22 protein-coding genes are annotated in these 21,726 nt (G+C 61.1%); 10 read left to right on the top strand and 12 right to left on the bottom strand.

Features of this window, described 5'->3' with window-relative positions:
* Nucleotides 1-51: 51 nt before the first annotated feature.
* From NKJ90_RS07060 to rpsF, 7 genes are all read right to left on the bottom strand, one after another.
* Nucleotides 52-1,542: a replicative DNA helicase gene (locus tag NKJ90_RS07060; RefSeq protein WP_023761614.1), complete on the bottom strand. Its 1,491-nt coding sequence runs from the start codon at nucleotides 1,540-1,542 to the stop codon at nucleotides 52-54.
* Nucleotides 1,543-1,760: 218 nt separating this feature from the next.
* Nucleotides 1,761-2,738, bottom strand: a complete 978-nt coding sequence (locus NKJ90_RS07055) for a small ribosomal subunit Rsm22 family protein (RefSeq protein ID WP_023761613.1) — start codon at nucleotides 2,736-2,738, stop codon at nucleotides 1,761-1,763.
* A 1-nt stretch (nucleotide 2,739) separates the two neighbouring features.
* Nucleotides 2,740-3,063, bottom strand: a complete 324-nt coding sequence (locus NKJ90_RS07050; protein WP_023761612.1) for a YnfA family protein — start codon at nucleotides 3,061-3,063, stop codon at nucleotides 2,740-2,742.
* A 68-nt stretch (nucleotides 3,064-3,131) separates the two neighbouring features.
* The gene (locus NKJ90_RS07045; protein ID WP_023761611.1) at nucleotides 3,132-4,436 is read right to left on the bottom strand and encodes a cyclopropane fatty acid synthase; all 1,305 of its coding nucleotides are present in this window, start codon (nucleotides 4,434-4,436) and stop codon (nucleotides 3,132-3,134) included.
* A gap of 297 nt (nucleotides 4,437-4,733) precedes the next feature.
* Nucleotides 4,734-5,318, bottom strand: a complete 585-nt coding sequence (gene rplI / locus NKJ90_RS07040) for a 50S ribosomal protein L9 (RefSeq protein WP_031260841.1) — start codon at nucleotides 5,316-5,318, stop codon at nucleotides 4,734-4,736.
* Between the two features lie 259 nt (nucleotides 5,319-5,577).
* Nucleotides 5,578-5,826 carry a 30S ribosomal protein S18 gene (gene rpsR, locus NKJ90_RS07035; protein WP_006203718.1) on the bottom strand — a complete coding sequence of 83 codons (249 nt, stop codon included), beginning with the start codon at nucleotides 5,824-5,826 and terminating at the stop codon, nucleotides 5,578-5,580.
* On the bottom strand, nucleotides 5,826-6,326 hold the full coding sequence (gene rpsF / locus NKJ90_RS07030) for a 30S ribosomal protein S6 (RefSeq protein WP_023761609.1): 501 nt from the start codon (nucleotides 6,324-6,326) through the stop codon (nucleotides 5,826-5,828). Before rpsF ends, rpsR begins: the two co-directional genes overlap by 1 nt.
* 444 nt (nucleotides 6,327-6,770) lie before the next feature.
* On the opposite strand from rpsF, the gene NKJ90_RS07025 reads away from it, so the two are divergent.
* Nucleotides 6,771-8,417: a pilus assembly protein gene (locus NKJ90_RS07025; protein WP_023761608.1), complete on the top strand. Its 1,647-nt coding sequence runs from the start codon at nucleotides 6,771-6,773 to the stop codon at nucleotides 8,415-8,417.
* Between the two features lie 36 nt (nucleotides 8,418-8,453).
* On the opposite strand, the gene NKJ90_RS07020 is transcribed toward NKJ90_RS07025, so the two are convergent.
* Nucleotides 8,454-10,382: an LTA synthase family protein gene (locus NKJ90_RS07020; protein WP_023761607.1), complete on the bottom strand. Its 1,929-nt coding sequence runs from the start codon at nucleotides 10,380-10,382 to the stop codon at nucleotides 8,454-8,456.
* Between the two features lie 276 nt (nucleotides 10,383-10,658).
* On the opposite strand from NKJ90_RS07020, the gene fabD reads away from it, so the two are divergent.
* From fabD to fabG, 4 genes are all read left to right on the top strand, one after another.
* Nucleotides 10,659-11,612 (top strand): ACP S-malonyltransferase, encoded by a 954-nt coding sequence (gene fabD, locus NKJ90_RS07015; protein WP_023761606.1) that lies wholly within the window; start codon nucleotides 10,659-10,661, stop codon nucleotides 11,610-11,612.
* A 72-nt stretch (nucleotides 11,613-11,684) separates the two neighbouring features.
* Nucleotides 11,685-11,906, top strand: coding sequence for a type II toxin-antitoxin system RelB family antitoxin (relB, locus tag NKJ90_RS07010; protein WP_031260840.1), 222 nt, complete (start codon nucleotides 11,685-11,687; stop codon nucleotides 11,904-11,906).
* Nucleotides 11,890-12,156: a type II toxin-antitoxin system RelE family toxin gene (locus NKJ90_RS07005; protein ID WP_023761604.1), complete on the top strand. Its 267-nt coding sequence runs from the start codon at nucleotides 11,890-11,892 to the stop codon at nucleotides 12,154-12,156. Before relB ends, NKJ90_RS07005 begins: the two co-directional genes overlap by 17 nt.
* Before the next feature lie 39 nt (nucleotides 12,157-12,195).
* On the top strand, nucleotides 12,196-12,933 hold the full coding sequence (gene fabG, locus NKJ90_RS07000; RefSeq protein ID WP_023761603.1) for a 3-oxoacyl-[acyl-carrier-protein] reductase: 738 nt from the start codon (nucleotides 12,196-12,198) through the stop codon (nucleotides 12,931-12,933).
* Between the two features lie 57 nt (nucleotides 12,934-12,990).
* Here fabG and NKJ90_RS06995 read toward each other — a convergent pair whose 3' ends face one another.
* Nucleotides 12,991-14,964, bottom strand: a complete 1,974-nt coding sequence (locus tag NKJ90_RS06995) for a putative bifunctional diguanylate cyclase/phosphodiesterase (protein ID WP_084025614.1) — start codon at nucleotides 14,962-14,964, stop codon at nucleotides 12,991-12,993.
* A 16-nt stretch (nucleotides 14,965-14,980) separates the two neighbouring features.
* Nucleotides 14,981-15,511, bottom strand: a complete 531-nt coding sequence (locus NKJ90_RS06990; protein ID WP_198032267.1) for a putative pterin-binding protein — start codon at nucleotides 15,509-15,511, stop codon at nucleotides 14,981-14,983.
* Between the two features lie 401 nt (nucleotides 15,512-15,912).
* On the opposite strand from NKJ90_RS06990, the gene NKJ90_RS06985 reads away from it, so the two are divergent.
* From NKJ90_RS06985 to gmk, 5 genes are all read left to right on the top strand, one after another.
* The gene (locus tag NKJ90_RS06985) at nucleotides 15,913-16,149 is read left to right on the top strand and encodes an acyl carrier protein (protein WP_023761599.1); all 237 of its coding nucleotides are present in this window, start codon (nucleotides 15,913-15,915) and stop codon (nucleotides 16,147-16,149) included.
* Nucleotides 16,150-16,183: 34 nt separating this feature from the next.
* Nucleotides 16,184-17,446, top strand: coding sequence for a beta-ketoacyl-ACP synthase II (gene fabF / locus NKJ90_RS06980; protein WP_023761598.1), 1,263 nt, complete (start codon nucleotides 16,184-16,186; stop codon nucleotides 17,444-17,446).
* Nucleotides 17,447-17,548: 102 nt separating this feature from the next.
* Entirely contained in the window at nucleotides 17,549-18,808 is a 1,260-nt protein-coding gene (mltG, locus tag NKJ90_RS06975) for an endolytic transglycosylase MltG (RefSeq protein WP_023761597.1), read from the top strand.
* 157 nt (nucleotides 18,809-18,965) lie between these two features.
* Nucleotides 18,966-19,856, top strand: coding sequence for a YicC/YloC family endoribonuclease (locus NKJ90_RS06970; RefSeq protein WP_023761596.1), 891 nt, complete (start codon nucleotides 18,966-18,968; stop codon nucleotides 19,854-19,856).
* A gap of 3 nt (nucleotides 19,857-19,859) precedes the next feature.
* On the top strand, nucleotides 19,860-20,516 hold the full coding sequence (gene gmk, locus NKJ90_RS06965; RefSeq protein WP_352485848.1) for a guanylate kinase: 657 nt from the start codon (nucleotides 19,860-19,862) through the stop codon (nucleotides 20,514-20,516).
* A 6-nt stretch (nucleotides 20,517-20,522) separates the two neighbouring features.
* Here the strand turns inward: gmk and NKJ90_RS06960 are convergent, their stop codons facing one another.
* Both NKJ90_RS06960 and rsmA read right to left on the bottom strand, forming a co-directional pair.
* Complete coding sequence (locus NKJ90_RS06960) at nucleotides 20,523-20,816, bottom strand: DUF1330 domain-containing protein (RefSeq protein WP_023761594.1); 294 nt, start codon at nucleotides 20,814-20,816, stop codon at nucleotides 20,523-20,525.
* A gap of 67 nt (nucleotides 20,817-20,883) precedes the next feature.
* Nucleotides 20,884-21,723, bottom strand: a complete 840-nt coding sequence (gene rsmA, locus NKJ90_RS06955) for a 16S rRNA (adenine(1518)-N(6)/adenine(1519)-N(6))-dimethyltransferase RsmA (RefSeq protein ID WP_031260837.1) — start codon at nucleotides 21,721-21,723, stop codon at nucleotides 20,884-20,886.
* Nucleotides 21,724-21,726: the final 3 nt, after the last annotated feature.

Genomic DNA, 21,726 nt, shown 5'->3' with positions numbered 1-21,726 from the left:
TGTCCGGCAGGACAGAGGGGGGCGCCAGGAAACGAGACCTTTCTCAACAGGTCACTCGAACCTTTCCGGCAGGTGATGCTCCTCGGCAAGGTCGGAGAAGCGGGTGAACTCGCCCTGGAAGGCAAGGCTGACGGTGCCGGTCGGACCATGGCGCTGCTTGGCGATGATCACTTCGGCCTTGCCCTGGACCTCGATCATCTTTGTTTCCCAAGCCAGGTGCTCGGGCGTGCCTTTCTCCGGCTCCTTGTTCTTGATGTAATATTCCTCGCGGTACACGAACAGCACCACGTCGGCGTCCTGCTCGATGGAGCCCGATTCGCGCAGGTCCGACAGCTGCGGATGTTTGTCGTCGCGGCTTTCGACCTGGCGCGAAAGCTGTGAGAGCGCGATGATCGGCACGCCAAGCTCCTTGCCGAGCGCCTTCAGCCCGGTGGTGATCTCGGTGATTTCCTGGACGCGGTTCTGCGACGCCTTGGCTGATGAACCCTGCATCAGCTGGATATAGTCGATAACCATCAGATCCAGCCCGCGCTGGCGCTTGAGGCGGCGGGCGCGCGCCGCGAGCTGGGCGATCGAAATACCACCCGTCTGGTCGATGTAGAGCGGGCGCTTGTGGTTCTCTTGCGTGTAGGCGACGAGCTTGCCGAAATCGGCTTCGGTCAGGTCGCCACGCCTGATTTTGGAAGACGGGATCTCGGTCTGCTCGGAGATGATGCGGGTGGCCAGCTGCTCCGACGACATTTCGAGCGAGAAGAAGCCGACGACACCGCCATTGGCCGCCTTGACCGAGCCGTCAGCCTGCTGGGCGGGCTCATAGGCGGCGGCGATGTTGTAGGCGATGTTGGTGGCCAGCGACGTCTTGCCCATGCCCGGGCGGCCGGCGATGATGATCAAATCCGACGGCTGCAGGCCGCCCATGCGATGGTCGAGATCGCGCAGGCCGGTGGCGATGCCGGACAGGTGGCCATCGCGCATATAAGCCGCGCTGGCCATGTCGACGGCGTTCTTCAAGGCATCGGAAAAGCTTTCGAACCCGCCATCGTAGCGGCCGTTTTCGGCCAGCTCGAACAGCCGCCGCTCGGCATCCTCGATCTGCTCGGTGGGCGCCATGTCGACCGGCGCATCATAGGCGATGTTGACCATGTCCTCGCCGACGGTGATCAGCGCGCGGCGCGTGGCGAGGTCGTAAATGGCACGGCCATAGTCGGTGGCGTTGACGACGGTGACGGCCTCGACCGCCAGCCGCACGACATATTGCGCCATCGTCATGTCGCCGACCTTCTCGTCGGCCGGCAGGAAGGTTTTTAGCGTTATCGGCGTCGCGACCTTGCCCATGCGGATGAACTCGGACGCCACCTCATAGATCTTGCGGTGCAGCGGCTCGTAAAAGTGGCTGGCCTTGAGGAAGTCCGAGACCCGGTAGAATGCGTCGTTGTTGACGAGAATGGCGCCGAGCAGCGCCTGCTCGGCCTCGATGTTGTTTGGCGCTTCACGATAAAGCGGTGTTTCCGCGACGCCGAATTTTCGCGCTGCCTCTGCCATGATATCCCCGATTTGATCCCGACCTTCGATATCAGAACGAGATGAGTCGATGCTGACCTTTCTGCATCACTGCGCGACCAAAGAGCCTCGATGCCCGTTGTTCACAGGAACGACCAATCGTCCACAGGAGAGTATGTCCGTGCCCCGATTCCGTTTGACTCGACAGGACGTTGATTCGTATCTGACTCGTCAGAACAAAGCAAGAACTTGCACGACGTTCATATTGCGCTTTTGTCCAGCCTGTCGCCCCAGCCCAGCCGCCGGGCGAGCTTGAAGTCGGCGCCGTCACGCTTGGTAAACAGGCGCTCGGCGGCAGTGCCGTCTTCCTTGCAAAGCTTGAGCAGAACCTTGCCGGAGCCGGATTTCGGCGGCGCTAGAACCCGCGCCCGGCGGGAGGTAGGCGCGTCTCGGGAAGCCGCGACATAGATGAACTTCTCGTCCTCCCATGGCACGTCGGCATCCTTGGCCAGCCGGTGCAGGCGCGAGCGGGCGACGCGGCGGGAGAAATGGCACCAGTCCGGCTGGGCAAGCGGGCAGGGCGCCTGATGCGGGCAAGGCGCAAGCACATGCGCGCCCGCCTCGATCAACTGTCGGCGCACGGCAAGGATGCGTTGCCATCCGGCAGGAGTGCCCGGCTCGACGATCAGCAGCGTGTCGCCGGTGACCTGCCAGAGCCGGTCGATGAGCTTCGGCAGGGATGCCGGAACGATTTCATCCAGCACATAGGCGCACGTCACCAGATCGGCTGGCTCGAGGCCGGCAAGATCGATGGTGGCGTCGCCGGCCAGCCAACTGGTCCGGGCGGCAATCGCGTCGCCGGCCAGCACCTCGCCCACCTTGCGCACCGCCGCGCTCGCTTCCAGCAGCACCGCCTGTTCGAGATCTGGCCACTGGTCGGTCGTGGCCCAAAGCACCGTACCAGGGCCGGCGCCGACGTCGAGCAGGCTCCTGGGTTGAAAGTCGGGCTTGGCATCGCTCAGCGCGTCGAGGCTGGCGCGGATCGCGGCATAGGTCGCCGGCAGCCGCGTCGCCAGATAGGCCTTGACCGCCAGATCCTCGGCCATGTGCATGCGGCCGTCGCGCAACTCGGCACGGTAGCGGTCCGACAGCGTTTTTGCCGCTTGCTTCAGCGTCGCCAGCGGAACATTTTCGAGCACGCGCTCTACACCTTGGCGAAGCGGCGCCGGCAGTTCCATCTCACGCGCCCCGCGGGGCGAGAAGGATCACCGAGGCGCCGGCAATGCAGAGCGCCGCTCCGGCAAAATCCCAGCGGTCGGGTCGCACGCCTTCCACCAGCCACAACCAGCCAAGCGACGCCGCAATGTAGATGCCGCCGTAGGCGGCGTAAGCGCGGCCGGCGGCATTCGTGTCGACCAGCGCGAGCAGGAAGCCGAACAGCGCGAGCGAGGCCAGACCGGGGAGTAGCCAAAGCTGCGACTTTTCCAATCGCCACCAGGCCCAGAACGAAAAGCAGCCGGCGATCTCGGCCAGAGCGGCGGCGGCGTAGAGGACGTAGGTCATGAAAAAGGTCCCGAGACGATCACGGGACCTTTTTCAGTGCAGGCGCCGACAATGGCAAGCGGCAATGCTTATTCCGGATCCGCGACCTTGCGGCGGCGAGCTGGCTTGGCAGCAGGGCTCTTTTTGACCGGTGCCGTTTCGCGATGCCCCATATCGCGCATCTCAAGCGTCTTTTCGCACTTGGCGATGTAATCGCGTGTCATCGGCAGCGTGTCGTTCTTCTTGGTGATCTGGATCTGAAAGATGACCAGATCCTGCCAGCGGAAGGCGGCCTCCGACGCTGCCAGGTAGAATTCCCACATACGGCAGAAGCGTTCGTCATAAATCGTCTTGGCCTTGTCGCGATTGGCGGCGAAGCGCTGGCCCCAGTGCTTTAGCGTGTCGGCATAGTGCAGCCGCAGGATTTCGACGTCGGTGACGACGAGGCCCGACTTCTCGATCGCTGGCATGACTTCCGAAAGCGCGGGGATATACCCGCCCGGGAAGATATATTTGCGTATGAAGGCGCTGGTCGCCCATGGCACGCCGGAGCGGCCGATCGTATGCAACAGCATTACGCCATCCGGCTTGAGCAGCGTCGCGCTCTTGTCGAAGAAGGTACGGTAATGGTTGACGCCGACATGTTCGAACATGCCGACCGAGACGATGCGGTCGAAACGCTCGTTAAGTTCGCGGTAGTCCTTGAGCTCGAAATGCACGCGGCTTTCCAGCCCTTGCGCGTGTGCCCGGTCGGTGGCGACGCCATGCTGCTCGGTCGACAGTGTCACGCCCTGCACGTCGACGTCGAACGCCTTGGCGAGGTAGAGGCCGAGCCCGCCCCAACCGGAGCCGATGTCGAGCACCGTCTGGCCGGACTTCAGCCTGAGCTTGGCGGCGATATGGCGTTTCTTGGCAGCCTGCGCTTCGTCGAGCGTCATGTCCGGTTGCTCGAAATAGGCGCAGGAATACTGCATGTCGTCGTCGAGGAAGAGCCGGTAGAGATCACCTGACAGATCGTAGTGGCGCTGGACGTTGCGGCGCGAGCGCGAAGCGGTGTTGATCTGCTGCAGGCGGCGGAAGGCGTGGCGCAGGCCTTCTATGGCTTTCGACCAGGTGGCGTCGATACCGCCGCTGCCCATATTCTGGAAGGCGATGCGCATCACGCCCAACACGCCACCTTCGAGAATGTCGAGTTCGCCGTCCATGTAGGATTCCGGAACCGCCAGCATCGGATCGAAGGTGATGGCGCGCTCGGCATGCGTGGTCTTGATGTGCATGTGCACCGGTTCGCCGCTGCCGTCGCCGAAAACCACCGTCGCGCCCTTGGGGCCGGTCACCTTAAGGTTGCCGGTGCGCACCAGGCGGTCGAGAACGCGCTTCAGCAGAATATTCATGACCAAATGTCCCCTCTCGGCCAGACAGGCTATCTTGGCGCGTAACCGCGAGAATCGGAATCGATTTTCCGCGGAGCCTTGCGCCGAGCCAAAGTTCACAACGTCATTTGCGCGACCAAAGGACGCGCGACGCTATAGTCTGCAACAATATATAGGGGTTCGAAAAGTTCCATTGGCACAAAAAAGCCCGGGCGCGAGGCCCGGGCGTTGGTCCAGTATGGCTGGATGCCGACAAAGTGATCGGAGCAAAGCTCCAATCGTGATCGGAGCACAGCTCCAATCCTCTGCGACGTATGCTCAGGCGTTGTCTTCGCCACCCTCGAATTCGGTGTTCGGGTCGAAGAAGTTTTCCGGCCGGGCATTGTCGTTGATGTCGTCGCCATAGATGGCTTCGGCGGTGGTCAGTGTCTCGCCCTTGGCCTGGCGTTCGGCTTCGTCGGCCGTGCGGGCGATGTTGAGCGTGATCGTGACTTCGACTTCCGGATGCAACGCGATCGCCACATTGGTGAGACCGATGGTCTTGATCGGCTGATTGAGCAGGATCTGGTTGCGGTTGACCGAGAAACCTTCCGCCGTGAGCAGGTCGGCAATGTCGCGGGTCGAAACGGAACCGTAAAGCTGTCCGGTTTCACCGGCGGAGCGAACGGCGATGAAGCTCTTGCCGTCGAGCTTTTCGGCAACCTGGCTGGCTTCCGACTTGCGCTCGAGGTTGCGGGCTTCGAGCTGGGCGCGCTGGCCTTCGAACTTCTTCTTGTTGGCTTCGTTGGCGCGCAGCGCCTTACCCTGCGGCAGCAGGAAGTTACGGGCAAAGCCGTCCTTTACCTTGACGGTATCGCCCATCTGGCCGAGGCGGGAAACGCGTTCGAGAAGAATGACTTCCATGGTTTTGTTCCTTCGGTTGGGCGCCACTCGATCGGTGAGGTCGACGCCGAATGTCATTGGAACAGGTCAGGAAGCTTGAACGCCTGGGGCGCTGGTGTCGCTGTCCTGCCTGTCGCGGCAGTTAGAGGTTTTTGACCTCAACCCGGGATTGATGTTCAACCCTGCGGCGCCCGTCACCGTGGGAGAAGAGCGGGCGGCAAGCCGCCCGCATGCTAGATAGTGAGCCCGAAAACTGGATCCCGGTTTTCAGACAGGAGTTTTAGCGAACCACGTAGGGCAGCAGGCCGAGGAAGCGGGCGCGCTTGATCGCCTTGGCGAGTTCGCGCTGCTTCTTCTGGCTGACGGCGGTGATGCGCGACGGCACGATCTTGCCGCGCTCGGAAATGTAGCGCTGCAGGAGACGCACGTCCTTGTAGTCGATCTTGGGCGCATTGGCGCCGGAGAACGGGCAGGTCTTGCGGCGGCGATGGAACGGGCGCCGGGTCGGGATCTGGTTGATGTCGACCATTATTCTGCACCCCCTTCAAAGCCTTCGCGCGGACGGCGCGGACCACGATCGGCACCGGCGTCGCCGAACGAGCGCGGCGGACGATCGCCACGATCGCCGCGATCACGGTCGCCGAACGAGCGCGGACCACGATCGCCACGGTCGCGATCGCCGAAGCCGCCACGTTCCGAGCGCTCTTCGCGCTTCTGCATCATGGCCGACGGGCCTTCCTCATGCGCCTCGACCTTGATGGTCAGGAAACGCAGCACGTCTTCGGACAGACCCATCTGGCGCTCCATCTCGTTGAGCGCGGCCGGCGGGCAATTCAGGTCCATCAGCGTGTAGTAAGCCTTCCGGTTCTTGTTGACCCGGTAGGTGAGGGACTTCAGTCCCCAGTTCTCGACCCGGCCGACGGACCCGCCATTCGCGGAGATGACACCCTTGTACTGTTCGACAAGCGCATCGACCTGCTGCTGCGAGAGGTCCTGCCGGGCAAGAAACACATGTTCGTAAAGAGCCATTATGTCTTATGCCTTTCTTCGTTTCTCTCCCGGTTCCCGGCGGCAAAAGCCTCTGCAACTTCTCTGACCCGCAAAATCGGGGAAGAAAGGAGCATGACGAGACGGTCGAGAGCGGAGACACGGGAGGCGGAAGCACTTCTGGCATCACACGGAGGTTTTCGAAAACACCTCCGGCCCTCCGTTCAGCCCCCAGCAAGGACCGGCAGATTGCGGGCGTCTATATAGCAATCCGGCTGCAAAGCAAGGGCAGACGACGTTCTATGAGTCGCGCGAGGCCAAAATCAAGCAGCAACCGTGGCCGGAGTTTGTGGTTTCCGCAACTTCGCCTTAACCACAAAGTCACGTGATGGGAGATGAAATCTCGCCGTAAACGGTCGATTCATCATCGAAGGGCAAAAACCGGACAAGCCGCGACAAAAAGCGACAGGCATTTCGGGGGTAAGAATGATTCTCAAAAAGTTCTGGCGCTCGAAGAGCGCCAATTTTTCGCTTGTAATGGGTCTGGGCCTGCCGGTCATCCTGACAGCCGTCGGTTTCGCAACCGATGTCTCCACCCTCATGCGGGCCAAGAGCGATCTTCAGAATGCCCTCGATGGGGCAAACCTTGCCTCTTCGCATCTTGGCGATCTCGACGTCACCCGCAATGACGCCTTCAACCGTTATTTCCAGGCCAATATCGTCGGGCACGGCGAACTCGGAAATGCGCAGGCGACGTTGAGCGTCGACAAGGGCATCAATTTCATCAAGACAAAGGCGGTTGCCACGGCGGACGTCAATCTGAACTTTGCCTTCCTGTTCGGCAACAGCAAGCACATCGCGGTCGATGCTGCCGCCGTCGAATCAAACAACCAGCTGGAAGTCGTGCTGGTGCTGGACAACACTGGCTCGATGGCCGGCGCGCGCATGACGGCGCTGAGGACGGCGACCAAATCGTTGCTCGATACGCTCGAATCGACAAAATCGCCGACGCGCCAGGTCCGCGCGTCGCTGGTTCCATTTGTTACAGCCGTCAACGTCGACGGTGATGAATTCGACCCGTCCTGGATCGATATGGACGGCAAGTCGTCCACCAACGGCGCCAACTTTCCGACCATCGACGGGAAGCGTCCCAATCACATGGCGCTCTTCAAACAGCTCAAGGAGACTGGATGGACGGAGCCCGGATGGAACGGTACCGGATGGAAAGGTTGCGTCGAGGCGCGACCGGGCACCTTCAACATTTCCGACACGCCGCCCGATCCGAACAAGCCCGAAACGCTGTTCGTTCCGTATTTTGCGCCGGACGATCCGGAAGACGCCCAGATGCCGTCTAGCTCCTACGGCAATTCGGCTAGATACTACAACAATTCCTATCTCGACGACGTCAGCGACAAGGTCAAGCTCGCCAAGAAGAAGACCAACCTTCTCGGCATCGATCTCAGTGATCTCGTCAGCGATGTGTCGACGCCCGGAAAGTCCGACAAGGAAAAGATCGCCAAATATGTTGCCCCCGCCAAGGAACTCATCACCGAGACTGGCTCGCGCATCACCGTTGGTCCCAACCGCTCTTGCCCCACACCGCTCGTCCCTCTCACCAACGATTTTGACAAGCTTCGCAAGGCGGCAAGCGAGATGACCGAGTGGAACGGCTCGGGTACCAATGTTTCCGAAGGCTTGTCATGGGGCATGCGGGTGCTGTCGCCTGGGGCGCCCTATACCGGTGGCGCGCCATGGAAGACGCCTGGCATCAGCAAGATCGTACTATTGCTCACCGATGGCGAGAACGTTGTCTATGGCGCCAGCGAACAGCCGACAAAATCAGACTACACACCCTATGGCTATCTGGCGGGTGGTCGTTTCGGATCGGACAACCAGACGACCGCTGCGCGCAATGTCGACGGCTGGACCAAAAGCGTTTGTACGCAATTGAAGAGCGAGGGCGTGCAGATCTACACAATGGTGCTGCAATCCGACACCGCCGCCAACCGCACGCTTTACAGCGCCTGCGCTTCGGACCCGAGCGACTATTATGCCGTGAACGATCCGACCAAGCTGCCGAATGTGTTCCTGCAGATCGCCAACAAGTTCACGAAGCTGCAATTGACGAACTGAGCGCCCGGCCGAACCGGTGCGGAAGGTCAAATCTGTTCAACTCGTATGGGCGACAACCTTGTCGACCGTTTCGGGGAAGAAGTCGGGCGCCGCATTGCGTTTGCCGAACATCATATCGTACTGCAAAAGGCGGAAATCGCGGATCGCCGGGTCGATCTCTTTCTGCCGCGCCCAATCGGGAGTGGCCTCGCCAGCCGGCGTCAGCAACAGGTTGCGGTCGACGACGCGATAGCGTTCGCTCATCTGACCCAGGAAGCCGGTGTAGTAGGGATGAGCGATGCCGGCCGTCTTCAGGATATGATAGGGCAGGAAGGCCGGGCTGACGGCACCTATGTCTTCAGCAGGCCCGGTGCGATTCGACCAGATGACCAGCGGCGTTTCGTGATGTTCGAGGGCGGCCCCGGGCGACGCCTCCTTGCGCGGCGCGACATTGTCCTTGAGGAATCCGGTTTCGACGTAGACCGGCCCCAGCGGCGGCAGATGGTCGCCGAAGAAGGCGATCACGGTCGGGCGGGAGCGCTTCTTCGCCCATTCGACGAGGCGTTCAAGACCACGATCGGCGTCGGCTGAGCCCTCGGCGTAGCTGAGCAGCGATTCGCGCGCCCATTGGCTGATCGGCGCCTGCACCGTATGCGTCGGATTGTAGTAGCGGTTCGGCTCATAGGGGCCGTGGTTTTGCAGGCTGACGGCAAAGAAGAACACCGGCTCGTCGCTGGCGTCCGCCTCGCTGATGATCTCGTCGGTCATCGCTGCGTCCGATGCCAGCGGCCCGCGCTTTTGCATTGGCGGCAGCGTCTCTTCCGACTTGAAGTCGTTGAAACCGAAATCAGCATAGACCGCGCCACGGTTCCAGAACCAGTTCGTGCCGGGGTGGATGGCGCGCGCCCGGTAACCCTGGCTCTTGAGGAAAGTTGCCAGCGAAGGCGTCGGCGTGCGCACGTACTGCTGATAGGGGATGCTTCCGGCAGGCAGGAACGCATTCGAGAAGCCGGTCAACGCCTCGAACTCGATGTTGGCGGTCATGCCGCCGAATTCCGGCGAGAACATAGAGCCCGAGCGCAGTGCCCGTACGTTGGGGATCGGATCTGGCTTGATGCTGACTCCGGGCAGCTTGGTCGGATCCCAGAAGGATTCGCTCATGACGATGATGATGTCGGGCTTCTCGGCCGGTACCGAGGCGCTTACATCAGGCCTGCCGATCGCGGCAATTGCCTTGTCGGAATAACCCGGTGGCGCCGAGACATGCGCCATCGGCACGTTGAGGGCAAAGGCCAGCGCAAAACCGTTGGAGGCATAGTTCTCCTTCTGGTCCCACATGATCGGTATGATCTGCAGCCGATCCCTGGTCCAGGAGAAGGTGGCGTAATCCATGATCGAAACGAAGAAGGCGAGCAGCGGCACTGCCAGCGTCAGCCGGGCAAGGCGCCCCTTGCGGCTGAGCGCCGGTACCTTGCGGCGCCACAGCCGCCAGCCGTAGACGAGCAGCGACAGGCCGGCGACGATGCCGACGACCATGGCGAGCGCGGTCATCGGCCGGTCGCGCACCAGCAGCGGCAACAGCGCGAAGATCTGGCGGGCATAGAGGAAATCGGTCGGATAGAGCGGATCGCCGAGATAGTGAGACTTCTGGTGACCGACGAAAGCAAGGGAAAGCGTCAGCGGCGCGACAATCATCAGGCTCTGGTGGCTGCGCCCAAGCACCGCATCGAGGCCAACCAGGATCAGCGCAAACACGACAATGGTAGTCCAGCCCGGCTTGAGCGGCTGCAGGAAGAAGGAGACCGTGCCGGCAAAGTCGCCGCGCACGATCAGTTCGATGGAAAACACCAGGATGGCAGCGATGGCCAGGCTGACCAGACCATAGCGCACGACCGGCCATCTCCTGCCCGGCAGGTAGCCGGTGGAGGGGTCGTCTTCCAGGAACTGTGGCGCGGCCTTACCGGCGCGTTTTGAACTCTTTGCCACTTTTGATTTCCCCACCCAGCGACAACACGTCACTCGATTGTCATGGATTTGTCACGCAATGCTAGCGCCTGTAAGCAAAATAAGAAGAGCCAGCAAACGAATCGTGAGCGGTTTTCATCAGGTGTGATCGCCAAAAAGCTTTTCGGAACAGGCACTCGGCGGGTGACACTGCCGTCAGGAAGGGTTGAAGTGGCTTGACTTGGCAGCCTGCCTTGCGTCACAGGCGAGCAAAACTCGTCTACCAGGCAAGCAAAACCAACCCTTGGGAGCTCTCGCATGGCCGTTGCATTCACCTTTCCTGGACAAGGCAGCCAGGCTGTCGGCATGGGCAAGGATCTCGCCGACGCCTTTCCGGAGGCGCGCAGGATTTTCCAGGAGGTCGATGACGCGCTCGGCGAAAACCTGACGAAACTGATCTGGGAAGGACCGGAAGAGACGTTGACGCTGACCGCCAATGCGCAACCGGCGCTGATGGCGGTGTCGCTGGCCGCGATCCGGGCGCTGGAATCGCGTGGTTTGTCGCTGAAAGGCAAAGTCGCCTATGTCGCCGGCCATTCGCTGGGCGAATATTCGGCGCTCGCGGCGGCAGGCTTCGTTTCGGTTGCCGATGCCGCCCGGCTCTTGCGCATCCGTGGCAACGCCATGCAGGCGGCGGTGCCGGCCGGCGAGGGCGCTATGGCGGCGATCATCGGACTGGAGCAGGCCGATGTCGAAGCTGCCTGCGCCGAGGCCGCCCAAGCGTCCGGGAAGGGCTCTGTCTGCCAGGTGGCGAACGACAATGGCGGTGGCCAGTTGGTCATTTCCGGTGCAAGAGCCGCGGTGGAACTGGCGGCAAAACTGTGCACTGAAAAGGGAGCCAAGCGCGCGCTGATGCTGCAGGTGTCTGCGCCCTTCCACTCCGCGCTGATGACGCCCGCGGCCGAAATCATGCGCGAGGCACTGGCCAGCGTGACGATGGCCGCGCCGGTGGTGCCCATCGTCTCCAACGTCACCGTCACCCCGACCAATGACCCCGACGAGATCGCGCGGCGTCTGGTCGAGCAGGTGGTCGCCCGCGTGCGCTGGCGCGAGACGGTGGAATGGCTTGGGGCAAACGGTGTCACCACGCTTTATGAGATCGGCTCTGGCAAGGTGCTTTCAGGATTGGCGCGGCGCATCAACCGCGACATCGCCACCGCGTCGGTCGGCTCCGCGGCCGAGGTCGAGGCAGTGCTGGCCGCGTTGAGTTGACCAACGCACACCAGGCTTGAAATCCTGACGTCATGACGATACACGAATACATGTATTCACATGGAGAGTGGTATGCCGACCTCGATCCGACTTGCTCCCGAAATCGAAGAACGCTTGGATTTCCTCGCGACCAAGACCGGCCGGAGCAAAGCTTACTATCTACGTGAGCTTATCGAACGCGGTCTTGAGGACATAGAGGACTATTATCTCGCGGCGGAGGTCCTGGAACGGATCAGACGCGGTGACGAGGATGTCATGAAGCCAGAGGACTTCTGGCGTGGCCTGGACGCTTGAATATGCCCGCTCGGCGCGCAAATTCGTCGAAAAGCTGGATCCGCAGACACGAAACCGAATTCGCGACTTCATCGAGAACAGTATCGCCGCTCTCGACAATCCACGGAAGGCTGGCAAACCGCTGAAGGGTCCGCTTGCGACCTTTTGGAGGTATCGGGTTGGGGATTATCGAATTATCTGTGATGTGCAGGACAGCCGGCTCGTAATTCTGGTGGTGACGATAGGCCATCGCGGCGACGTTTACAGATAGCCAATTCGCGGGCTGTCCGATTGAGAAGAGGATTGAGACATGTTCGAATTGACTGATCGCAAGGCGCTCGTAACCGGTGCATCCGGGGGCATCGGCGAGGCCATCGCCAGGGTGCTGCATGCGCAAGGCGCGATCGTCGGCCTGCATGGCACCCGCGTCGAGAAACTCGAAGCGCTGGCTACCGAGCTTGGCGACCGGGTCAAGCTGTTCCCAGCCAATTTGTCGAACCGTGACGAGGTCAAGGCGCTCGGCCAGAAAGCCGAGGCCGATCTGGAAGGCGTCGACATCCTCGTCAACAACGCCGGCATCACCAAGGACGGGCTGTTCGTGCGCATGTCGGACGCCGACTGGGACACTGTGCTCGAGGTCAATCTGACCGCCGTGTTCAGGCTGACCCGCGAACTCACCCATCCAATGATGCGCCGCCGTCATGGGCGCATCATCAACATCACCTCGGTCGTCGGCGTCACCGGCAATCCCGGCCAGACCAACTACTGCGCCTCCAAGGCCGGCATGATCGGCTTTTCCAAATCACTGGCGCAGGAGATCGCCACCCGCAACATCACCGTCAACTGCGTCGCCCCGGGCTTCATCGAATCGGCGATGACCGGCAAGCTCAACGACAAGCAGAAAGAGGCGATCATGGCGGCGATCCCGACGCGCCGCATGGGCACCAGCGCTGAAGTCGCGTTCGCCGTCGCCTATCTCGCCTCCAACGAAGCCGCCTACGTCACGGGCCAGACCATCCATGTAAATGGTGGCATGGCGATGATCTGACCGGACTGTGGCTTCCCCGCGCATCCGCTTTGTTCGGGATGAGTCTTCGAACAATGACTAGGCGGAGAGGCTCAGCTTGAATTTTCCTGCGCTTCTCGTCCTGCCGCGCCGGGCAATCATATGATTTGTCAGCACGGTTTCTTCGATGGGCTTCGACATGAAGAACCCTTGAGCGCGGTGGCATTGTTCGGCGATCAGAAAATCTAGCTGCGCTTCGTTTTCCACCCCCTCGGCAACGACTGTCAGGCTGAGCGAATTGGCCAGCGCTATGATCCCTCGCACGACATTCTGCTTTTTCGGGGACGACGCCAAATCGCTCAAGAAGGACCGGTCGATCTTCAACTGATCCAGGTTGAAATCGGCGAGATAGCCGAAACTCGCATAGCCGGAGCCAAAATCGTCGAGTGCCAAACTGACTCCGATGTTTCGAATTTCGGTCAGGATATGCAAAGCGCTTCGGCTGTTCTGGACAAACACCCCTTCAGTGATTTCCAGCTGCAGACGTGACGCCGGCAGTCCCGTTTGTCGCAACACTTCAACCAGGTGGGTGAAGTAGACGTCGTTCTGAAGACTCTTGCCTGAAACATTTGCCGAGCAGACAAAGTCCTCCGGGCAAATAGGCAGCCACTGTGCTGCCTGCCGGCAAGCCTTGCTCAAGACCAATTTGTCGAGTTCCAGTATCAGGTCACTTCGTTCGGCTGTTGGAATAAACGATATCGGTGGCCGAATCGCCCCTGAGATCGGGTCGCGCCAGCGGACCAGGGCCTCGGCACCGGTCATGCGGCCGGTTGCCAACTCGAATTGCGGTTGCCAGACCAGGAAAAATTCGTCGCAATTAAGCGCTCGCTTGATTGCGGCTTCTTCGCCAAGTTGCACATCGATTTGGCTGAGGATTGCAGGAGAAAATGTCACGAGATCAGCTCGCCCCTGGGCTTTTGCGGCGTAGAGAGCGCTGTCCGCATTGCGCATCAAGGTTGAAATGTCCGCACCATGCTCCGGAAAACTGGCCATGCCGATGCTTGCGCCAACTCGAACTTGATGGCCTTCCAATTCGGCAAACCCATTCAATTGCTCCCGAAGACGATTGCCGAGAGCTTTTTCGGCCGAATGCGCCACTCCAACCTCGATGATGGCGAACTCATCTCCACCCAGTCGAACAGCAAATACATCGCCGGGGTGTTCGATCAACTGCAGGATTTCGGCGACGGCTTTCAGCAGGAGATCGCCAACGTGATGGCCGAACGTATCGTTCACATTCTTGAAATGATCGAGGTCGATCAGGTAAAGATGGAGTTGCTTGCCAGCTAGCTTTGCCTGATCCAGCAAATCGTCTCTATTGGCCGACATCCAGGCACGGTTCTTCAGGCCAGTAGTCGCATCACGCCAAGCCAGAAATTCCAGTTTCTTTATGGTCTCACGGCGGCCGATAAGCAACACGGCCGTTCCGATTGCAAGTAGTGACAAGATCGCCAATGCGAAGGCTATCTGATAATTAAATCTATTCAGGCTGATTTCCGAGCCGTAGAGATCGGCGTTTACCTGTTCGCCAAATTTATAATACTCATCATTCATTCGGGCTACGATCTGATCGAGTTCAAGCCCCATTTCCTTCAATCTGTCTGCATCGAGAGGTAGCCCGGCCGCGATCAGCGCATCAATCCGCGTTACCGAGTCGTTGACGCGCGGCACTATCGCCGCATAGGCAGGAATTTCGCGACTCGTTCCACTGCCGTCGACCCGTTCGAAGCGGACATAGACCAGATCGTTTGCCGCCAATAGCTGGTCGAGGCTTGCTGCGGACGTGGGCGCGGCTTGAGCGAGCGAAACCATATCCCGCAAGTGCGTCACGTCGCGTATGGCGATGTGGAATTCGCGGATGGCGAAAAACCCGAACCGGGGCAGCGAGGACTCTATCTTGCTGATGCTGAGAAACAACACCGTGATCAAGATGCCCGAACAGGCCACTGCCGCAGCGATGGCTGTCCCGTATGTAACCGGAACTCGCCAGCCCGTCTTTCCAAACCTTGCCATCAAGGTCACGCGGGCTCTAGTTGCCGGATTCGATCGCCTTGATCAGCCAGACCCATCGTGGTTTGCGAATCGGCGTATCGAAGCTAGGATAGTCATTGAGGGGGTATACGAGCCGGGTGGGACCCTGGGTGCGTCGGGTCAGTAACTTTCCGTCCTGTCGCGTGGCAAGCAGGAGAGGACCGTCGGTCCAGTCCTCTCTTGGAATTATCTGCACATAATCGTCGACGGCTCGCAGAACAACAGAATCCTTGCCCTCCAATCCAATCAACTTGAGTACATCGCTGAACAGGACGCCTTCAAACGTAAGCTGGCCGCTTTCGAAAGGGCTTGGGGTGGTGATCCTATAGAGGCCGAGCTTCTCCAGCTGCCTCAACGTGATCGGAGTCGATTCACCGTTCTTCTGGATATTGAAAGCAACTGTGTCCGGCGGTTCTGGGAGCTTTATGGATTCCAATGCCCGCGCAGGCAGAATGCCAAGAACGAAAACCGCCAGTATGACTAGGCAGCGCTTGATCGTCAGGCGTCTCTTGTTGAGCAAGGATGACATGCGTCCACTCCTTTTCTTATTATCGCAAGCCGGCGCCACCGTCGCCGAGGCGCCATTTCTTGACGGAATCATTAAGGCTACCATGGCCGAGTAACTTTTTAGTTAGCGGCCTATCTCCAATGTTGATTTTCGTCTGGGTGGTCGGCATGCCCAGGAAGCCCGTTTTGATATGCGACGGATGGGATGGAGCAGGGTCGCGTCGGAACCCGTTCAAAGTCATCGGAGAAGGCCCATTTCGGCTTGGACCTCAGCCGATTTTCGTGTAATGCGGCCCGCAACCCGGCGGTTCGGGCAAAAACCGGTCCGTAGCCGTTGCGTTTCCGGCAGGACCATCTTTCAGCTTGATTAGCGGCATTCTGCCCGCTAACGAAGACAGACAAACAAAAGACGAGGATGCCCAAATGAGTGACACCGCAGAGCGCGTCAAGAAGATCGTCATCGAGCACCTTGGCGTCGATGCCGACAAAGTGACGGATCAGGCGAGCTTCATCGATGATCTGGGCGCCGACAGCCTTGACACGGTCGAACTCGTCATGGCGTTCGAAGAAGAATTCGGCGTCGAGATTCCCGACGACGCAGCCGAGACCATCCTGACCGTCGGCGATGCGGTGAAATACATCGACAAGGCTTCGGCCTGACACTTTCCGCAGTCATCACCGGGGAGGACCTGCGATGAGGCGTGTCGTCGTCACGGGCCTTGGATTGCTGTCGCCGTTCGGCATGGGCTTCGAGCACGGCTGGAAGGAATTGCTGACCGGCCGCAGCGCTGCCAAGCGCATCACCGAGTTCGAGGTGGAAGATCTTGCCTGCAAGATCGCCCACGTCATTCCGCGTGGCGACGGCAGCAATGCCACCTTCAATCCCGAGGCCGTGCTCGAGCCGAAGGAATTGCGCAAGATCGGCGACTTCATCCTGTACGGGATTGCCGCCGCCGACGAAGCGCTGAAGGATTCTGGCTGGAAGCCGAAGACGCACGCCGAGCAATGCGCCACCGGCGTCCTGATCGGCTCCGGCATTGGCGGCATCGAGGGCATCGCAGAGAACGCGATGATCCTCAAGGAACGCGGCCCCCGCCGCATCAGCCCTTTCTTCATCCCGGGCCAGATCATCAATCTTGTCTCCGGGCAGGTTTCGATCCGTCACGGGCTGAAAGGCCCTAACCATGCCGTGGTCACGGCCTGCTCCACCGGCGCCCACGCCATTGGCGATGCCGCACGGTTGATCATGTGGGGCGATGCCGACGTGATGCTCGCAGGCGGCGCCGAAGCGCCGGTGACGCGGCTGTCGATCGCCGGCTTCGCCGCGTGCCGGGCGCTGTCGACGGAACGCAATGATTCGCCGGAAACGGCGTCGCGCCCCTATGATCGCGACCGTGACGGCTTCGTCATGGGCGAGGGGGCTGGCGTTGTCGTGCTCGAGGAGCTCGATCATGCCAAGGCGCGCGGCGCCAAGATCTATGCCGAGGTCACGGGCTATGGTCTCACGGGCGACGCGCATCACATCACCGCGCCCGCCGAGGATGGCGATGGTGCCTTCCGTTGCATGACGGCGGCGTTGAACCGGGCCAAGCTGGCCCCTGCCGATGTCGATTACATCAACGCGCACGGCACCTCGACCATGGCCGACACGATTGAGCTCGGCGCTGTCGAGCGGCTCGTCGGCAATGCTGCGTCGAAGATTTCGATGTCGTCGACCAAGTCTTCGATCGGCCATCTGCTTGGGGCGGCGGGTGCCGCCGAAGCGATCTTTTCGATCCTTGCCATCAGAGACAATGTCGCCCCGCCGACTATCAACCTCGACAATCCGGAACGCGAAACCGCGATCGACCTGGTGCCGAACAAGCCGCGGGCCCGCCAGATCGACGTGGCACTGTCCAATTCCTTCGGCTTTGGCGGAACCAACGCGTCGCTGGTCTTCCAGCGCTACAATGGCTGATCGTCCGGCTGGCGGGCGCCGCTTTGGCGTGCCGTCAATTTTGCCATATTCGCCCCTACTCTACCGCTGGGGATTCGTTGGGCGATCAAACGGTAGGGCGAAATGAACACAAATCCGGCAAGCAACGGAGAATTGGGGCAGCGGCCCGCGACATCCAGTCCGATCGTGCCGAAAACGGCCAGCGAGGCGTTGCGGCCGGAGGCCGGCACGCCGCCGCCGAAGCGCTCGCGAGCATCACGCAGCCAACTCGTCGTGTTCATGAACTTCGTCATTTCCTCGGTGATGCTGATGGTTCTGGCGGCCGGCGTCGCGGTCTATTTCGGCAAGCAGGAATTCACCGAACCCGGCCCCTCGGCCAATGGCGACACCTTCCTCGTCAAGCCGAACACCGGTGTCCAGGACATCGCCGACCAACTCGAACGCCGCGGACTGGTCAGCGACGCTCGAATCTTCCGCCTTGGCGTGCGCGCCTTCGGCAATGATTCCGCGCTGAAGGCCGGCGAGTACGAGATCAAGCCCAGGGCCTCCATGCGCGACATCATGGAGCTTTTGAAGAGCGGCAAGTCGGTGATGTATTCGCTAACCGTTCCAGAGGGGCTGACGGTCGAGCAGGCGCTGCAACGCATCGCGGACGAGACTGCCTTGAGTGGCGATATGCCGGCGACCATTCCTTCGGAGGGCAGCCTCGCCACCGACACGCTGCGATTCACGCGCGGCGCGACACGCCAGCAGATGATCGATAAGCTGCTGGCCGATCAAAAGAAGCTGGTTGATGATGTCTGGCAGCGGCGCGCGCCGGACCTGCCGCTGGCCAACGTCGAAGAGTTTGTCACGCTGGCGTCGATCGTCGAGAAGGAAACGGGCAAGAGTGACGAGCGTTCACGGGTTGCCGCCGTCTTCCTGAACCGGCTTGCCAAGGGCATGCGCCTGCAATCCGATCCAACCATCATCTACGGTCTGTTCGGCGGCAAGGGCAAGCCGGCGGACCGGCCGATCTACCAGTCGGACATCCAGAAGCAGACGCCCTACAACACCTATTTGATCAGCGGCTTGCCGCCGACGCCGATCGCCAATCCAGGTCGCGCGGCGCTGGAGGCGGTAGCCAATCCCTCGAAAACGGACGACCTCTATTTCGTCGCCGATGGTAACGGTGGGCACGTCTTTGCCGCGACGCTGGAAGAGCACAATGAGAATGTCGCCCGCTATCGCGCCTTGCAGAAGAAGCAGGCAGATGAGGCTGCCAAGACCATCAACACCAGTGGCGCCGGGGACGGCAATGTCGACAAGCCCGCTGACGCTGGGGCCGCTGGGCCGGCTGACGGTGGCGACGACAACGGCGGTGACGCGGGCGCTGCCCAGTAGAATAAAGAAGGGCCTTGCCCACCAGGCGATGCCCTGACATTTGCAAAAGCGCCGCGCGTCCTATTTCGACACGCCTGCGGCGCAGTCATTTTCAAGCCGCACTTGCTCCTCGCCGTAAAGCCGGTTTCGGGGTGTGCGCCAGGGACGTGTGGGCGATATGAATTTGCAGAGCATGACCGGTTTTGCACGTGCCGTCGCCGAGCATGAAGGCACCTCGATTGCCTGGGAGGTCAAGTCCGTCAACGGCAAGAGCGTCGAGATACGGCTGCGATTGCCGCCAGGCTTCGAGCGGCTGGAACCAGCCGTCAGGCAGACACTTCAGAAGCGTTTTGCACGCGGCAATTTCCAGGCGACGCTGACCATCGGTCGTGCCGCCGGCGCGCTGGCGCAACCGGTCGTCAATGAAGCCTTCCTGAAGGATCTGGCAGGGCTCGCCAAGCGGCTGCAGGAGCAATTCGGCCTTGCTCCCGCGACATCAGACGGATTGCTTTCGCTGCGCGGCGTCCTCGACATTCCCGAAACCGTCGAAACCGAAGAGGCGAAGGCTGTGCTCGATGCAGCAATCATGGCCGCGCTCGAGGTGGCCCTGAAAGGGCTCGAACAGGCACGACAAAGCGAGGGTGCCGCGCTGGCTTTTCTGTTGTCGGGCCATATCGACATAATCGAGGTGCTGACGCTGCGGGCCGAGGCGGATCCGTCGCGCGAGACGGCGGTGATCCGCGAACGCATTGCCGAGCAGGTCAGGCTGCTGATGGACGCTTCCGCCAATCTGGACGCGACCCGGCTGTACATGGAGGCGGCGTTCCTCGCCACCAAAGCCGATATTCGCGAAGAGATCGACCGGCTGAAGACGCATATCGCATCAGGTCGGGCACTGCTCGAAGGCGGCGGCGCAATCGGCCGCAAGCTCGATTTTCTGGCACAGGAATTTAACCGCGAATCGAATACGCTATGTTCGAAGTCGAATGCCGCTGCCGTTACCGCGATCGGGTTGGAGCTGAAGGCGGTGGTCGACCAGTTTCGTGAACAGATCCAGAATCTGGAGTAGCCGATGGTTGCCAAGGATTTGGGGTCCCGCATTCGCCGCCGGGGCCTGATGCTCGTCCTGTCGTCGCCGTCTGGCGCCGGCAAGTCGACGATCGCGCGCAATCTTCTGGAAAGCGATTCCAGTCTCGAACTGTCGGTCTCCGTCACCACCAGACCGCGCCGCGGCAGCGAGATCGAGGGCGTCCACTATCATTTCCGGACGATGCGCGAGTTCGAGCGGCTGCGCGATTCCGAGGCGCTGCTGGAATGGGCCGAGGTTCACGGCAATTGCTACGCGACCCCGCGTGAGCCAGCCGAACTGGCGCTGTCTGAAGGACGCGACATGCTGTTCGACATCGACTGGCAAGGTGCCCAGCAACTCAAGGAGAAGATGCGCGCCGACATTGTCTCGATCTTCATCCTGCCGCCATCGATGAAGGAATTGAAGGCGCGGCTGAAGCGCCGCGCCGAAGACCAGGAGGCGGTGATCGAGACGCGGTTGAAAAACGCCCGCAACGAGATCGAGCACTGGAAGGAATATGATTTCGTCATCGTCAATGACGACCTCGACCGCGCCTTCGCCGAAGTGCGCGGCATCGTCGTCGCCGAGCGGCTAAGGCGCGATCGCCGGCCAGGCCTGTTCGACTTCGTCTCGGGACTGTTGGACGAGAAGACGGGCTGACCGGCTTCAGGGCGCTATGCCATCGACCAGGATCAGGTTGCGGCTGAGCGCTGCATCGCGCACGTCCAGTGCCGACGCGTACTCGGCGGAGGCGTACCAACGCCTGGCCCGTTCCATGTCGGGAAATTCGACGACGATCAGCGGTCCGGGATGCCACATGCCTTCCAGTGTCTCTACCCGTCCGCCACGCACCAGATAGCGCCCGCCATGCTGGGCGATAGAGGTCGCCGCGCGGGATCGGTAGGTCTCGATGGCCTCTTCGTCGCGGATCGTGACATCGGAAATGACATAGGCGGGCATTTTGGTCCTCCGGCGTGTCCGCCAGATTATCTATGCCTCGAGCAAAACGCTTCCAGACCCGCCGGCACTACACCGCGTTGGTCAGCCGCACGAATTCCTCGACGCTGAGCGTCTCGGCACGGCGTGTCGGATCGATGCCGGCACGGGTGAGCAGCGCCTCGCCCCCCAAGCTTTTCACGCTCTGCCGCAGCATCTTGCGGCGTTGGCCGAAGGCGGCTTCGGTGACGCGGCCGAGTTTTTTCACCTCGGCGGCCAGCGGAGCCAGGCGCGGCACCAGATGCACCACCGAGGAGGTGACCTTCGGCGGCGGCGTGAATGCCTGTGGCGGCACGTCGAAGGCGATCCTCGCCTCCGTCCGCCAGCCGGCAAGAACCCCGAGCCGGCCATAGCTGTCGCTGCCGGCGGGCGCGACGATGCGTTCGGCGACCTCACGCTGGAACATCAACGTCATCGAGGTGTAGAAGGGCGGCCAATCGCTGACGGTCAACCAGCGCACCAGCAGCTCGGTGCCGATATTGTAGGGCAGGTTGGCCACAATCTTTACCGGGCCACCGCCCCCGGCCGCGCGACTGGCTAGTGCCGCGAAATCGGTCTTCAGCGCATCGCCGGACACAATCTCAAGCCGGTCGGGATAATGGTCGGCCACTTCGGCAAGCGCTGCCAGGCAGCGTTCGTCACGCTCGATGGCAATGACGTGGCGCGCTCCGTTGGAGAGCAAGGCGCGGGTCAACCCGCCAGGACCGGGACCGACCTCGATCACGGTTGCATCGGACAAGTCGCCGGCGGTGCGTGCGATCTTGCCCGTGAGGTTCAGGTCGAGCAGGAAATTCTGGCCGAGCGCCTTCCTTGCCTGCAGCCCATGACGCTCGATCACCTCGCGCAGCGGCGGCAGCCCGTCGACGCTCATGCC

Origin of the sequence: Mesorhizobium sp. M0051 (genome assembly GCF_040323235.1) — a bacterium.
Taxonomy (GTDB): domain Bacteria; phylum Pseudomonadota; class Alphaproteobacteria; order Rhizobiales; family Rhizobiaceae; genus Mesorhizobium.
This window is presented reverse-complemented; position numbering and strand designations above follow the sequence as displayed.

Excerpts from the sequence above, each read along its gene's own strand:
- NKJ90_RS07060 (WP_023761614.1), bottom strand. The coding sequence starts at position 1,542 with ATGGCAGAGGCAGCGCGAAAATTCGGCGTCGCGGAAACACCGCTTTAT.
- NKJ90_RS07055 (WP_023761613.1), bottom strand. The coding sequence starts at position 2,738 with ATGGAACTGCCGGCGCCGCTTCGCCAAGGTGTAGAGCGCGTGCTCGAA.
- NKJ90_RS07050 (WP_023761612.1), bottom strand. The coding sequence starts at position 3,063 with ATGACCTACGTCCTCTACGCCGCCGCCGCTCTGGCCGAGATCGCCGGC.
- NKJ90_RS07045 (WP_023761611.1), bottom strand. The coding sequence starts at position 4,436 with ATGAATATTCTGCTGAAGCGCGTTCTCGACCGCCTGGTGCGCACCGGC.
- rplI (WP_031260841.1), bottom strand. The coding sequence starts at position 5,318 with ATGGAAGTCATTCTTCTCGAACGCGTTTCCCGCCTCGGCCAGATGGGC.
- rpsR (WP_006203718.1), bottom strand. The coding sequence starts at position 5,826 with ATGGTCGACATCAACCAGATCCCGACCCGGCGCCCGTTCCATCGCCGC.
- rpsF (WP_023761609.1), bottom strand. The coding sequence starts at position 6,326 with ATGGCTCTTTACGAACATGTGTTTCTTGCCCGGCAGGACCTCTCGCAG.
- NKJ90_RS07025 (WP_023761608.1), top strand. The coding sequence starts at position 6,771 with ATGATTCTCAAAAAGTTCTGGCGCTCGAAGAGCGCCAATTTTTCGCTT.
- fabD (WP_023761606.1), top strand. The coding sequence starts at position 10,659 with ATGGCCGTTGCATTCACCTTTCCTGGACAAGGCAGCCAGGCTGTCGGC.
- relB (WP_031260840.1), top strand. The coding sequence starts at position 11,685 with ATGCCGACCTCGATCCGACTTGCTCCCGAAATCGAAGAACGCTTGGAT.
- fabG (WP_023761603.1), top strand. The coding sequence starts at position 12,196 with ATGTTCGAATTGACTGATCGCAAGGCGCTCGTAACCGGTGCATCCGGG.
- NKJ90_RS06995 (WP_084025614.1), bottom strand. The coding sequence starts at position 14,964 with ATGGCAAGGTTTGGAAAGACGGGCTGGCGAGTTCCGGTTACATACGGG.
- NKJ90_RS06990 (WP_198032267.1), bottom strand. The coding sequence starts at position 15,511 with ATGTCATCCTTGCTCAACAAGAGACGCCTGACGATCAAGCGCTGCCTA.
- NKJ90_RS06985 (WP_023761599.1), top strand. The coding sequence starts at position 15,913 with ATGAGTGACACCGCAGAGCGCGTCAAGAAGATCGTCATCGAGCACCTT.
- fabF (WP_023761598.1), top strand. The coding sequence starts at position 16,184 with ATGAGGCGTGTCGTCGTCACGGGCCTTGGATTGCTGTCGCCGTTCGGC.
- mltG (WP_023761597.1), top strand. The coding sequence starts at position 17,549 with ATGAACACAAATCCGGCAAGCAACGGAGAATTGGGGCAGCGGCCCGCG.
- NKJ90_RS06970 (WP_023761596.1), top strand. The coding sequence starts at position 18,966 with ATGAATTTGCAGAGCATGACCGGTTTTGCACGTGCCGTCGCCGAGCAT.
- gmk (WP_352485848.1), top strand. The coding sequence starts at position 19,860 with ATGGTTGCCAAGGATTTGGGGTCCCGCATTCGCCGCCGGGGCCTGATG.
- NKJ90_RS06960 (WP_023761594.1), bottom strand. The coding sequence starts at position 20,816 with ATGCCCGCCTATGTCATTTCCGATGTCACGATCCGCGACGAAGAGGCC.
- rsmA (WP_031260837.1), bottom strand. The coding sequence starts at position 21,723 with ATGAGCGTCGACGGGCTGCCGCCGCTGCGCGAGGTGATCGAGCGTCAT.